Source organism: Micromonospora sp. NPDC005173 (assembly GCF_040608515.1).
Taxonomy (GTDB): Bacteria; Actinomycetota; Actinomycetes; order Mycobacteriales; family Micromonosporaceae; genus Micromonospora.
The window spans coordinates 50,111-62,580 of record NZ_JBEXIK010000003.1; the positions used below are offsets into that span (position 1 = coordinate 50,111).

Genomic DNA, 12,470 nt, shown 5'->3' on the forward strand with positions numbered 1-12,470 from the left:
GACTACCGAAGAACATCGCAGAATTTTTTCGACGGTGGCGGTCCCACACCGGGCGGGTCAGCGCGGGTCGGGCCGGCCGGGTACCTGTCGGGGTGGTGGTCGCCCGCCGCCGACGTCCAGCGACGCCCGGTCGGCGGCAGAGGTGCCGGACGACCAGCCCTCGGCGTCGCGGACGCTGAGCCGGTGCCGGGTGACGCCGGGGAAGAGCGTGTCCAGGCGCTCCCGGACCGCCTCGCCGCGTGCCGCGAGCACCGGTAGCAGCCGCTCCGGGCCGGCCGTCTCGGCCGCCGCCCGGTCCGCCGCGTCGGTGGCCGCCCGCAGCCGCTCGCCGATCCGCAGCGCGAACGCGTTGAGGAAGGACTCGTCCCAGACGCGGGTCCGCCGCCCGGCCCCGGGCCGGCGCTCGGCCCGTCCGCGCAGCATCGCGGCGGTGGCCTGGACCAGCAGCGAGGTGTACAGCAACTCCACCGCCACCAGGTCGGCCGGCCAGCCCAGCACGGTGGCGAAGCCGAGGTCGTCGGACCAGACCGCCTCGCACCGGTTCGCCGCCGCCACCTCCTGCACCAGGAGCGCCTTGGCCCCCGCGTACGGGGATTCGGTGCCGAGCCGCACCCCGCCGGGCAGGTCGCCACGATCGGCCCCGGCGGCCAGCAGCGCCTCGTCGATGCTGTGCCGGGCGATCAGCTCCTGCGCCTTGCCGGTCAACGCCTCGGCCTCGGCCGGGAAGGTGGTCGACTCGGCCTTGGCCAGCAGCGCCCGTACCCGGTCGAGCATCGGTGACCCACTGCGGGCCCGGCCGGCCGGTCGGCTGGCGGCCGCCGCGCCGGTCGTGCCGGGTGGCGGGCGCAGCACCGCGATGGGCGGCAGGCTCTCCACCAGCACCAGGGTGTCCACCGCCACGCGTAGCGCGTCGACGCGGTCCAGCCCTTCCCGGGCCGACCAGCCGGCCAGCATGCCACGGTCGTCGTCCCACCAGACCTCGACGGCCAACTCGCCCAGCTGCTCGTCCCACCAGTCCGGGACCGGCCCGGCCTGGTCGCGCCGCTGGGCGGCCATCGCGTCCCGGACCAGCCGGGCCTGGCGTGCTCCGAGCCGCCGGGTGGTGAGCCGGTCCAGGTCCACCGGCTGCCAGCCGCGTGGCCAGAGCCGCCCCACGCTGCGGACCAGGCGACGCAGCAGCGCCACGTCCACCGCCGCCGTGCCGTCCGCCGCGCCGGTGCCGACCATCAGCCGGTCCAGCTGCCGTTCGGCCTGGCGTACGTCGGTGCCGCGCACCGCTGCGAGCGCGTCGGCGACGAGTTCCTCTGCGTCCGGCACGGGCACCTCCTTCTCGGGTTCCGCTGCCGGCGAGGCTTCCGGCCCGACCCCAGCTCCATGATCATGCCGTTAGCCGGGTCGGAGGCGCGAAACGGGGATGTTGTCGCCCCCTGACGGCAAGCACCGCGTGATCAACACGAGGTCAGGGAAGTCGTGGCATCCGGCCAGGTCGGACCCCCGATGTCGCCGATCTCGTGTCGATCTTGGTCGGTGCCGTGCCGCGCGGACCAGGGCGATCAGCTCGGCGGCGTGCAGCAGCCCGTCGGAGAGCAGCGCCACAAGCACCCTCCCGCTCGGCCTCACCGATCGGGACCCGGCGGCGTTCCGCTCCGCCGCCCAGCTCACGTACTACGGCGGCGACATAGCGGAGCTCCTGCTGGCCATCGCCGTCTTCGCCACCTGGTACCACCGCCCCACCCGCCCCCGGTCGGCCCGACCACCTCGGTTGATCAAGAGGTTTGCGTCACGAAAAGGCGCTTCCTTGACGCAAACCTCTTGATCAACCCCGAGGGCCCGGGGGTTAGGCGCGCGTTGTTAGGGCGGTGGAGAGGTGGGTTAGGAATGCGCGGATGTTCTCCTCGCTGTGGTGTGTCTCGGCCTCGTCGTTGAGTGGGCCAGGGTGGCGCAGCGCCTGATCGAGCGCATCGAGCGTCTCGGTCCGGTCGCCCGGGTAGAGGCCGCCGGTCACCCCGTCGGCGACCCGGGTCACCACCGTGTCGTTAAGCGTCTGGTCGAACTGGATCCCGTAGAGGATTCCGTTGACGTGGCCCTTCCAACTCATGCTTGTCGACTCCCCTGAAAGAACTGGCTGCCGTCCTCGCCAGCCTGGGCAGCGGCGAGGAGCGTCGCCGGTTTGGCGGCGCGGGTGGGATGGGCGTGGCCGACCCAGGCGACGCGGCCCCCCAGGTGCTCGACGAACGCCGGGTGCCCGGCCCGGTTCTGGGCGTCCAGGCCGGTGCGGGCGGCGTTGTGCAGGATGCGCGCAGCCGGTCGTACTCGGCGCGCAGCACGGCCGGCGACAGTGCGCGGCCGCCGGGCGGGGTTACTGCCAGCCGGTGAGGATCGTGTCGACCGGTAGGACGTCCCGCTCTGGGTCTGGTGCTGGGGTTGGCTGGCCGGTCGGCGTCCGGTCGAAGCGGGGTGCCGGGGCCGGCTGGATCTCGCCGCCCACGTCGACGAAGGTGCCCCGGGCGGCGTTGTGCGGATGCCAGTGTGCCTCGCGGGGGGCGAGCACCGGCGCGACGCAGGCGTCCAGGTCGGCGAAGACGGCCGTCCACTCGTCGCGGGTCCGCTCGGCGAAACGCTCGGTGAAGCGCCGGCGCAGCTCGTCCCAGCCGCTCGGGTCGTACTGGGCGGGCAGGTCCGCCGCGTCGGCGAGGCCGAGACCGGTCAGCAGCTCGGCGTAGAAGGCCGGCTCCATCGCGCCGACGGCCATGAAGCCGCCGTCGGCGGTGCGGTACGTGTCGTAGAACGGCGCCCCGCCGTCGAACATGTTGTGTCCGCGCGGCGCGGCCCACAGGCCGGTGCTGAGCAGCCCGTGCAGGAACGCGGTGAGCAGCGCCGAGCCGTCCACCATCGCCGCGTCGACCACCTGGCCGGCGCCGGAGCGTTCCCGTTCCAGCAGCGCGGCCAGCACTCCCACGGCGAGCAGCATGCCGCCCCCGCCGAAGTCGCCGAGCAGGTTCATCGGCGCGTACGGGCGCTCGCCGGCCCGACCCAGTGGCTCCAGCGCACCGGCCACCGCGATGTAGTCGATGTCGTGCCCGGCCCGGGGCGCCAGCGGCCCGTCCTGGCCCCAGCCGGTCATCCGCGCGTACACGAGCCGGGGGTTGCGGGCCTGGCAGACCTCGGGCCCGAAGCCCAGCCGCTCGGCCACGCCCGGCCGGTACGCCTCGACCAGCACGTCCGCCCGCTCGACCAGGCGCAGCAGGTCCGCCACCCCGGTCGGAGACTTCAGGTCCAGCGCGGTGACCCGCCGGCCGCGCTGCAACGGCCCGCCGGTCGGCGCGGCCAGCCGCCCCGCACCCGGGCCGCCCGGCCGGTCCACCCGCACCACGTCCGCGCCGAGGTCGGCGAGCACCATGCAGCCGAATGGCGCCGGGGCCAGGCTGGCCAGCTCGACCACCCGCACCCCGGCCAGCGGCCCGCCGCGCGCAGACCCGCCCGCCGGCTCGTTGGACGCCGTCATGCGGCGCTCACCGTTTCGACGGGGCGGGTGGCCGAGGCGGCGAGCCGGTCGGCCAGGTCGTCGGGGGGCGTGAACCGGTCGCCGTAGCGGGCGGCCAGCTCGGTGGCGCGGGCCGCGAAGCCGGCCGGGCCGCCCGCGTACTGCCGGACGTAGCGGATCACCCCGCCGGTCCAGGCCGGGAAGCCGATGCCGAAGATCGAGCCGATGTTGGCGTCGGTCTCGGTCCGCAGCACCCCCTCGTCGAGGCAGCGCAGCGCGTCGAGCGCCTCGGCGAAGAGCATCCGCTCCTGGAGATCGGTGAACGGCACGGCACGGCCCGCGTCGGTGGTCAGGTCGGCGAGACCGGTCCACAACCGGCCCCGGGTGCCGTCGTCGTACCCGTAGAAGCCGCGCCCGGCGGCACGCCCCGGCCGGTCGTACGCGTCGACCAACTCGTCCACGAGCCGGTGCGCCGGCAGTGGCAGGAAGCCTTCGCCGGCCGCCTCGAACTGTCGACGGGTCCGCTGGATCAGGGTGAGGCTCACCTCGTCGGCCAGCGCCAGCGGCCCGGTCGGGTAGCCGGCCTGCAGGGCGGCCTGCTCCACCGAGGCGGCCGGCACCCCCTCGGCGACCATGCCGACCGCCTCGTCGATGAACCGGCCGATCACCCGGCTGGTGAAGAAGCCCCGGCCGTCGTTGACCACGATCGGGGTCTTGCCGATCCGCCGGCCCAGGTCGAACGCCCGGGCCAGCGCGGTATCGCTGGTCCGCTCGCCGACCACGATCTCCAGCAGCGGCATCCGGTCCACCGGGGAGAAGAAGTGCATGCCGATGAAGTCGTCCGGCCGGGCCACCCCGGCGGCCAGACCGGTGATCGGCAGGGTGGAGGTGTTGGAGGCGAGCAGCGCGTCCGGCGCCAGCACCGGCAGCACCTCGGCGAAGACCGTCCGCTTCAGCGCAGGGTCCTCGAAGACCGCCTCGATCACCGCGTCGCAGCCGGCCAGCGCGTCCACCTGGTCGGTGGTGGTGATCCGGTCCAGCACGGCCCGGGCGTCGGCCTCCGTCGCGCGGCCCTTGCGGACCTTCCGGGCCAACAGCCGCTCGGCGTGCTCCCGGGCCCGGCCCGCGGCCTCCGGCGAGACGTCCCGGACCACCACGTCCAGCCCGGCGCTGGCGCAGGCGTACGCGATGCCCGCGCCCATCATGCCGGCGCCGAGCACCGCCACCCGGCGCACCGGGGAGACGGTGACTCCGGACGGTCGGGCCGCCCCGCCGTTGACCGCCTTCAGGTCGAAGAAGAACGCGCCGATCATGTTCTTGGCGACCTGCCCGGTGAGCAGGCCGATCAGGTGCCGGGTCTCCACGGTGAACGCGGTCTCCAGGTCGACCTGCGCCCCCTCGACGGCGGTGGCCAGGATCGCCTCGGGTGCGGGCAGCCGGGCACCTTTGAGCTGCTTGCGCAGGGTCGCCGGGAAGGCTGGCAGCTGGGCGGCCAGCGACCGGCTGGCCGGGCTGCCGCCGGGCATCCGGTAGTCCGGTCGATCCCACGGCTGGGCCGGGTGGGGGTTGGCGGCGATCCAGGCGCGGGCCCGGTCCAGCATCTCCTCCGGGGTGGCCACCACCTCGTCCACCAGCCCGGCGGCCAGCGCGTCGGCCGGGCGCATCCGCCGGCCGGTGAGCAGCACCGTGGTCAACGCCCCGGCCAGGCCGAGCATCCGTACCGTCCGGGTGACGCCGCCAGCGCCGGGCAGCAGCCCCAGGGTCACCTCGGGCAGCCCGAGTCGGCTGCCGGGCGCGTCCAGCGCGACCCGGTGGTGGCAGGCGAGCGCGATCTCCAGGCCGCCGCCGAGCGCCGAGCCGTTGACCGCGGCGACCACCGGCCGGCCCAGCGTCTCCAGCCGGCGCAGGTCCCGCTTGATGGTGCCGAGCAGCTCGGCCAGCGCGGGCGCGTCGGCGCGGGTCGCCCGGACCATCTCCGGCAGATCGCCGCCGGCGAAGAAGGTCGACTTCGCGCTGGTCACGATGACCCCGGTCAGATCGTCGCGCTCGGCCTCCAACCGGTCCAGTACCGCGCTCATCGACGCGGCGTACGCCCGGTTCATGGTGTTGGCGGACTGGTCGGGGTCGTCCAGGGTGAGCGTGACGATGCCGTCGGCGCGGCGGTCGTACCGGATGGTGTCGGTCATGGTCGTCCTCCGGGTCAGCAGCGCTCGATGACGGTGGCGACGCCCATGCCGCCGCCGATGCAGAGGGTCACCACGGCGCGGCGCAGGTCGCGGCGCTCCAGCTCGTCCAACGCGGTGCCGAGCAACATCGCACCGGTGGCGCCGAGCGGGTGGCCGAGGGCGATCGCACCGCCGTTGACGTTCACCCGGTCCGGGTCCAGGCCCAGATCGCGGACGTACTTGAGCACCACCGCGGCGAACGCCTCGTTGATCTCGAACAGGTCGATGTCGGCGAGGGTCAGCCCGGCGGCGGCGAGCGCCTTGTGGGTGGCCGGGATCGGGCCGGTCAGCATCAGCGTCGGGTCGGCGCCGGTGACCGCCGCGCCGACGATCCGGGCGCGCGGGGTGAGGCCCAGGTCCCGGCCCACCTCCGCCGAGCCGATCAGCACCAGCGCCGCGCCGTCCACGATGCCGGACGAGTTGCCGGCGTGGTGGACGTGCTCGATCGCCTCCAGCCAGTGGAACTTCTGCAAGGCCACCGCGTCGAAGCCGGCCGCCTCGCCCATCGTGGCGAAGGACGGGGTGAGCCGGCCCAGCGCCTCCCGGGTGGTCTCCGGGCGGAGGTGCTCGTCCACGGTGAGGATGTCCAGCCCGTTGCCGTCGCGTACCGGCACCACCGAGCGGGCGAAGTGCCCGCCGGCCCACGCCTTGGCGGCCCGCTCCTGCGAGCGCAGCGCGTAGCCGTCCACGTCGTCGCGGGTGAAGCCCTCCAGGGTGGCGATCAGGTCGGCGCTGACGCCCTGCGGCACGAACGAGGTGGCCAGGGCGGTCTGCGGGTCGGTGGCCCAGGCCGCGCCGTCGGAGCCCATCGGCACCCGGGACATCGACTCCACCCCGCCCGCGAGCAGCAGGTGCTCCCAGCCGGAGCGGATCCGCGCGGCGGCGGCGTTGACCGCCTCCAGCCCGGACGCGCAGAACCGGTTGAGCTGCACCCCGCCCACCTGGTCGGGCAGCCCGGCCAGCAGCGCGGCGGCCCGGGCCAGGTCGCCGCCCTGCTCACCCACCGGGGTGACGATGCCGAGCAGCAGGTCCTCCAGCCGGTCGACGTCCAGGCCGGGGTTGCGCTCGCGCAGCGCGTCGATCAGGCCGACCACCAGGGAGATCGGCTTGACCCCGTGCAGCGCGCCGGTGTCCCGGCCGCGTCCGCGCGGGGTGCGGACCGCGTCGTAGACGTACGCCTCAGAGGGCACGGGCGATCAGCTCCTTCATGATCTCGTTGGTGCCGCCGTAGATCTTCTGGACACGGGCGTCGGCGTACATCCGGGCGATCGGGTACTCGGTGGTGTAGCCGTAACCGCCGAAGAGTTGCAGGCAGCGGTCGATGACCTCGCACTGGCCGTCGGTGAGCCACCACTTCGCCATCGCGGCGGTGGCCACGTCCAGGTCGCCGCGGGTGTGCCGGACGATGCAGTCGTCCAGGAAGACCCGGCTGACCCGGGCGCGGGTGGCGCACTCGGCGAGCACCATCCGGGTGTTCTGGTGGCCCATCAGCGGCTTGCCGAAGGCGGTGCGCTCCCTGGTGTACGCGACGGTCAGCTCGACGGCGCGTTCCATGGCGGCGACCGCGCCGACGCTGATCACCAGTCGTTCCTGCGGAAGCTGCTGCATGAGCTGGATGAAGCCCAGCCCTTCGGCACCGCCGAGCAGGTTGTCCGCCGGCACCCGGAACTCGTCGAAGAACAGTTCGGCGGTGTCGTTGGCGTGCAGACCGATCTTGGACAGCAGCCGGCCCCGGCGGAAGCCCGCCGGGTCGCCCCCGACCTCGCAGACCAGCAACGAGACACCGGCCGCCCGCTGCTCGGGGTCGGTCTTCACGGCCACGATGATCAGATCCGCGAGCCCACCGTTGGTGATGAACGTCTTCGCGCCGGTGACCAGATAGTCGTCGCCGTCACGGATCGCCCGGGTACGCATCGCCTGGAGGTCGGAGCCGCCGTCCGGCTCGGTCATCGCGATCGCGCCGACCAGCTCACCGCTGCACAGGCCGGGCAGCCAGCGCCGCTTCTGCTCCTCGCTGCCGTACGCCACCAGATAGCCGGTGACGATGCCACTGTGGACGGCCAGCCCGAGGCTGCCCTCCCCGGTGTACGCCTGCTCGTGCAGCAGGACCGCCTCGTGGGTGAACCCGCCGCCTCCGCCGCCGTACTCCTCCGGCACGGAGAGGCCGAGCAGCCCCAGCTCGCCGGCTCGCCGGTAGTGCTCGCGGTCCGGATGGCCCTGCGCCAGCAGCCGGTCGGCGTGCGGCAGCACGTCCTTGGTGAAGAAGGTGCGGGCCAGATCGGCCAGGTCGTCGTGCTCCGGTTCGCGCCAGGGCGAGGGGGGACCGTCGGATGCGAGCGTCGGCATGTGCATCACCCTCGCGCGCTGTTGACGGCATGTCAATAAGTCTCGATCAACAGTCGTCCGTCCCGGGTGCCGAACGTTGGGCAGCGCCGGCCGAAGGACGACGCTGGGCGATCGCAGGCCGCCCGATCGCACTGCAGAACCCGAATCGGCCGGAACGCGGCGACCGAGTGGGCCAGCCCGCGGCGGCATGTCTGCGGCGGCATGCCTGCGGCGGGACCCAGCGCCGCCGAATTGTCGTACGTCTGTTCTAATCTCGGCTGGTGGTCGATGAGTTGGCGCAGGCAGAAGCCGCAGTAGCGGCGTGCGTTGGCGCGGCCACCTGGGCCATGTCGGAGTCGGATCTGGTCGCGGTGATCGACGCGTCGCATCGCCTTCAGCAGCGGTTGGCAGCGGTGCAGTTGGCGGCCGTGCGGGATTTGGACGGGCGTGGCACGGCGGTTGCGCAGGGCGCCTCGTCGACTGCGGTGTGGCTGCGGGAGCGGTTGCGGCTCACCGTCCCCGCTGCCCGCCGACTGGTCGACCTCGCTGCGGCGCTGGACGCCGGTGCCTCGGGCGTGCGTGGTGCGCTCGCCTACGGAAGCATCACCGTGGAACAGGCCCGGGTCATCGCCGACACGGTCGCGACCGTGTCGGCCTCGGCCGGTGTCGAGGCCGCCGACAAGGCCGTCGGCGTGCTGGTCGACTGGGCCGGGCAGTTCGACCCGACGCTGCTGCGCAAACTCGGCGGTCGGATTCTCGAGCATGTCGCCCCTGAGGTCGCCGACGCCGCAGCCCGGGCCGGGTTGGAGGCGGAGGCCCGCCGGACTGCCCGGGACCGGCACGTCACCATAAGCGAGCAGTCCGATGGTCGGCTGCGCCTGGCCGGCAGCCTCGACACCGAAGCCGCCGCAGTGCTGCGCGCCGTCATCGACCCGCTCGGCGGGCCCGCTGGGCCGGATGACACTCGCACCCCGGGGCAGCGTCGTCACGACGCGCTCGCCGACGTGTGTCGACTCGCGCTGCGCACGGGTGAGTTGCCCGAGCACGGTGGCGACCCGGCGCAGGTCGTGGTCACCACCGCGTACGACACCTTGCTCAAGGACCTCGACGCGGGTGCTCTCGACACCGGTCTCGCGCTCACGTCGGAGGCGGTGCGCCGCCTGGCCTGCGACGCGAGCATCCTGCCTGCCGTGCTCGGCGGCGCGGGTCAGGTCCTCGACATGGGCCGGCAACGCCGCCTCATCACCGGCCCCCTGCGGCGGGCCCTGGTGCTGCGCGATCACGGCTGCGCTTTTCCAGGTTGTGACCGTCCACCACGCTGGTGCGACGCCCACCACATCCGCCACTGGGCCGACGGCGGTCCCACCAGTCTTACGAACGCGGTGCTGCTCTGCGGCCATCACCACCGGCACATCCATCACAGCGACTGGACCGTCCGGCTTGGCGGCGATGGTCACCCGGAGTTCGTGCCCCCGGCCTGGCTCGATCCGGATCAGCTACCCCGCCGCAACCACTACCACCATCGCACGTAAAACTCGGCCGTTTCACCAGCACGCATCATCGATCAACCAGAGGCTGAACTCCCTAGTCGCGATGCTGACTCATTTCCTACGGGTACCTACGTTGTGCGGTGATCATTGGATGCTCAGTAGGTCCAAACCGGTCCGGGTGACTAAGCGATCATGGAAGAGGCGCGACGGCGGCGCGGCGGAGCGTAGGCCGACGTCGTGAGCTGCCGATAGGGTCGGGCAGATGATTGTCGAGACCGCTCCGCGCCGCCGCCGGTTGGAGCCGGATGCCCGGCGTGGGCAGATCCTGGCCTGCGCGGTCCGGCTGTTCGGCGAGCGCGCGTACCCGGATGTGTCGACCACCGACATAGCCCGGGAGGCGGGTGTCGCGCGCGGCCTGGTCAACCACTACTTCGGCGCCAAGAAGGACCTCTACCTGGAGGTCGTCCGGGTCATGGTGACCATCCCGGAGGTGGCCCTGGAGCGGCTGCCCAAGGGAGACCTGCGGTCCCGGGTCGACGCCAGCGTCTCCTGGTTCCTCGACGTGGTCTCCCGGCACGGCACCTCCTGGCTGGCCGCTGTCACCGCTCGGGGGATGGGCGGCGACGCCGACGTGGAGCGGGTGCTCGCCGAGGCCGAGGAGGTTGCCGCCGACCGGATGCTGGTCGCCGTCGGCCTGGCGGACGAGGCGGAGCACCGCGAGGAGCTGCGCGGGATGGTCCGGGCGTACGGCGGGCTGGCCACCTCGACCGCCCGGGAGTGGCTCCAACGCGGCGCGCTGACCCGCGACCAGGTGCACCTGCTGCTCACCACCACGCTGCTGGCCATCGTCGAACAGGTCATCCCGGCGGCCATCGCAGGCGGCGGCCAGGCTGGCGCGACGGAGACGACCCGGCCCGCTCGACCGATGTCTTCCTGACGTCTGGCCCACAGACCGACCACGGCCGCGCCGGTTGACCGGGCGCACGGCCGACGCTCAGGCGGCCCGCCGGTCGGTGGACAGTGCGGCCAGGGCGGCGTGGCGCTCGGCCGCCTGTGCCGGGTACGGCTCGGACCGGACCACCCGCAGCGGCCGGTCGACCTCGTCCGCCCGGAACCGCCAGCGCGACGGCGCGGGCTGGCGCTGCGGCGCGGGGCCTCCGGGGCGCAACCCGGGCCGGGACAGCAGCACGGTGATCAGGTAGCCGATCACCAGGAAACCGTGGCTGACCAGCCGCTCCCCGCTCACCGTTCCGGTGGCCAGGTCGTTGACCGAGAGCAGCAGCAGCGTGCCGACGAACGCGCTGAGCATTGGCAGCAGGCCGGCCGGCGGGCTGCGGCGTACCGCCACGAAGAGGAAGCCGGCGCCCACCGCCACGTTCCACGCCGCCGACTCGTGCCACAGGTGCTGACCGGCCGGGTGCAGGTGATCGGCGGCCGTGCCCCGGCCCACCTGGGCCAGGCCGAGCACCAACTGCACCGCCCCGAGCAGCCCGAGCGCCCCGCGCAGCCCGGTGACCAGTCGGCCGCGCCCGGCCGCAGCGGGCCACCACCGCCACCGACGGGCCGGCGGCGCGGCAGCGGCGGCGGCGAGGATCGTCTCCGTCCGGTCGGGCGGTTCGGTGACCAATCGGGTACGCACCCGACGGGTCACCCCGGCCGCCGCCGTGAACCAGACCCGGCACTCGGCGCACCCGTCCAGGTGCCGCTGAGCCGCCGCCCGTTCCTCGGCGGTCTCCTCGCCGTCCAACTGCGCGGACAGGACCTCCCGCCACTGCTCACACCCCATGTACGGGTAGTCGGTCCGGCCGCCACTCCGGTTCCCGGCGGCTGTGGCCCGTTATGGAATACTCGCCCGATCATGACGCGCTACGGCCTGCTGATCCTGCCCTCCACCAACCGGGTGTACGCCCGCTCCGCCGTCGACCTCACCCGGGCCGAACTGGAGATCTTCGGCCGTTCGGCGCTCGACGGCCGGATCGGCGAGCTGGACACCGCGACCGTTGGCGGGGCCAGCTACGTCACCTTCACGGGCGACGGGCTGACCGAGCGGGACCTGGCCGTGCTGGGCAACCTCTCCGCCGGGTACGCGCTGTTCGAGTTCGTCGGCGAGCTGTTGCGCCCGATCGAGTGGAGCCGGCTGGACCGCTACGACGATGACCTGATCACCATCCAGAAGTACCCGGGCAAGACCAACGAGCAGTTCACCAAGCTGCTGCTCAACGTCACGTTGCTCGCCTCGGACTGGGCCGCCGAGCTGACCAGCCGCCGGTTCCGGGTGCTCGACCCGCTCTGCGGTCGCGGCACCACCCTCAACCAGGCGCTGATGTACGGCTTCGACGCCGCCGGGATGGACCGCGACCAGAAGGATGTCGAGGCGTACCGGGCGTTCATCACCACCTGGCTGAAGCAGAAGCGGATCAAGCACCGGGTGCTGGAGTCGGGGCCGGTGCGCCGGGAGCGCAAGGTGGTCGGTCGCCGGGTGCGGATCGAGCTGGCCCCCACGCGCGAGGCGCACAAGGCCGGCGACCTCCAACTGCTGGACGTGGTCAACGCCGACACCACCCGTGCGGGCGAGTTCTTCCGCCCGGAGACCGTCGACCTGGTCGTCGCGGACGCCCCGTACGGCGTCCAGCACGGCAGCCGGACGGCCGATCACGGGCTGACCCGGGACCCGCTGGCGCTGCTCGCCGACGCCGCGCCGGTCTGGGCGCGACTGTTGCGCCCCGGTGGAGCGCTCGGCATCTCCTGGAACACCCACGTGGCCAGCCGGGACGACGCTGCGGCGGCACTGGCCGCGGCCGGCCTGACCGTGGTCGACGCGGAGCCCTACCGCGCGCTGCGCCACCGCGTCGACCAGTCGATCATGCGTGACGTGCTGGTGGCCCGCCGCCCGGCCTGACCGGCCGCCGCACCCCACCCGCCACACGGCCTGACCGGCCGCCGCAC

General features: G+C 73.4%; 11 protein-coding genes. 4 read left to right on the top strand and 7 right to left on the bottom strand.

What is annotated here, in order from left to right:
* Positions 1 to 57: 57 nt before the first annotated feature.
* Together ABZV00_RS05455 and ABZV00_RS05460 are read right to left on the bottom strand one after the other, a co-directional pair.
* Positions 58 to 1,317, bottom strand: a complete 1,260-nt coding sequence (locus ABZV00_RS05455; RefSeq protein WP_355602106.1) for a DUF2786 domain-containing protein — start codon at positions 1,315 to 1,317, stop codon at positions 58 to 60.
* 520 nt (positions 1,318 to 1,837) lie between these two features.
* Entirely contained in the window at positions 1,838 to 2,098 is a 261-nt protein-coding gene (locus ABZV00_RS05460; RefSeq protein WP_355602108.1) for a hypothetical protein, read from the bottom strand.
* Positions 2,099 to 2,100: 2 nt separating this feature from the next.
* On the opposite strand from ABZV00_RS05460, the gene ABZV00_RS05465 reads away from it, so the two are divergent.
* Positions 2,101 to 2,376 (top strand): hypothetical protein, encoded by a 276-nt coding sequence (locus ABZV00_RS05465; protein WP_355602109.1) that lies wholly within the window; start codon positions 2,101 to 2,103, stop codon positions 2,374 to 2,376.
* Here the strand turns inward: ABZV00_RS05465 and ABZV00_RS05470 are convergent.
* From ABZV00_RS05470 to ABZV00_RS05485, 4 genes are read right to left on the bottom strand one after another with little or no spacing between them, the layout of a single operon-like run.
* Positions 2,360 to 3,505, bottom strand: coding sequence for a CaiB/BaiF CoA-transferase family protein (locus ABZV00_RS05470; RefSeq protein WP_355602111.1), 1,146 nt, complete (start codon positions 3,503 to 3,505; stop codon positions 2,360 to 2,362). The two genes, ABZV00_RS05465 and ABZV00_RS05470, sit on opposite strands and share 17 nt — an antisense overlap.
* The gene (locus tag ABZV00_RS05475; RefSeq protein ID WP_355602113.1) at positions 3,502 to 5,670 is read right to left on the bottom strand and encodes a 3-hydroxyacyl-CoA dehydrogenase NAD-binding domain-containing protein; all 2,169 of its coding nucleotides are present in this window, start codon (positions 5,668 to 5,670) and stop codon (positions 3,502 to 3,504) included. Before ABZV00_RS05475 ends, ABZV00_RS05470 begins: the two co-directional genes overlap by 4 nt.
* Before the next feature lie 14 nt (positions 5,671 to 5,684).
* A complete protein-coding gene (locus tag ABZV00_RS05480; protein ID WP_355602115.1) occupies positions 5,685 to 6,899 on the bottom strand; it encodes an acetyl-CoA C-acetyltransferase in 1,215 nt (404 codons plus the stop codon).
* Positions 6,889 to 8,055, bottom strand: coding sequence for an acyl-CoA dehydrogenase family protein (locus ABZV00_RS05485; RefSeq protein ID WP_355602117.1), 1,167 nt, complete (start codon positions 8,053 to 8,055; stop codon positions 6,889 to 6,891). Before ABZV00_RS05485 ends, ABZV00_RS05480 begins: the two co-directional genes overlap by 11 nt.
* 260 nt (positions 8,056 to 8,315) lie before the next feature.
* Between ABZV00_RS05485 and ABZV00_RS05490 the strand changes: the two genes are divergently transcribed.
* Together ABZV00_RS05490 and ABZV00_RS05495 are read left to right on the top strand one after the other, a co-directional pair.
* Positions 8,316 to 9,566 (top strand): DUF222 domain-containing protein, encoded by a 1,251-nt coding sequence (locus ABZV00_RS05490; protein WP_355602119.1) that lies wholly within the window; start codon positions 8,316 to 8,318, stop codon positions 9,564 to 9,566.
* A gap of 220 nt (positions 9,567 to 9,786) precedes the next feature.
* Positions 9,787 to 10,461: a TetR/AcrR family transcriptional regulator gene (locus tag ABZV00_RS05495; RefSeq protein WP_355602121.1), complete on the top strand. Its 675-nt coding sequence runs from the start codon at positions 9,787 to 9,789 to the stop codon at positions 10,459 to 10,461.
* A 57-nt stretch (positions 10,462 to 10,518) separates the two neighbouring features.
* On the opposite strand, the gene ABZV00_RS05500 is transcribed toward ABZV00_RS05495, so the two are convergent.
* Complete coding sequence (locus tag ABZV00_RS05500; protein WP_355602123.1) at positions 10,519 to 11,310, bottom strand: zf-HC2 domain-containing protein; 792 nt, start codon at positions 11,308 to 11,310, stop codon at positions 10,519 to 10,521.
* 72 nt (positions 11,311 to 11,382) lie between these two features.
* Here ABZV00_RS05500 and ABZV00_RS05505 point away from each other — a divergent pair, with 72 nt between their 5' ends.
* On the top strand, positions 11,383 to 12,423 hold the full coding sequence (locus ABZV00_RS05505) for an SAM-dependent methyltransferase (RefSeq protein ID WP_355602125.1): 1,041 nt from the start codon (positions 11,383 to 11,385) through the stop codon (positions 12,421 to 12,423).
* Positions 12,424 to 12,470 lie beyond the last annotated feature (47 nt).

Bases quoted from the DNA above. Each gene is read 5' to 3' on its own strand.
- ABZV00_RS05460 (WP_355602108.1), bottom strand. From the start codon at position 2,098: ATGAGTTGGAAGGGCCACGTCAACGGAATCCTCTACGGGATCCAGTTC.
- ABZV00_RS05470 (WP_355602111.1), bottom strand. From the start codon at position 3,505: ATGACGGCGTCCAACGAGCCGGCGGGCGGGTCTGCGCGCGGCGGGCCG.
- ABZV00_RS05475 (WP_355602113.1), bottom strand. From the start codon at position 5,670: ATGACCGACACCATCCGGTACGACCGCCGCGCCGACGGCATCGTCACG.
- ABZV00_RS05485 (WP_355602117.1), bottom strand. From the start codon at position 8,055: ATGCCGACGCTCGCATCCGACGGTCCCCCCTCGCCCTGGCGCGAACCG.
- ABZV00_RS05495 (WP_355602121.1), top strand. From the start codon at position 9,787: ATGATTGTCGAGACCGCTCCGCGCCGCCGCCGGTTGGAGCCGGATGCC.
- ABZV00_RS05500 (WP_355602123.1), bottom strand. From the start codon at position 11,310: ATGGGGTGTGAGCAGTGGCGGGAGGTCCTGTCCGCGCAGTTGGACGGC.
- ABZV00_RS05505 (WP_355602125.1), top strand. From the start codon at position 11,383: ATGACGCGCTACGGCCTGCTGATCCTGCCCTCCACCAACCGGGTGTAC.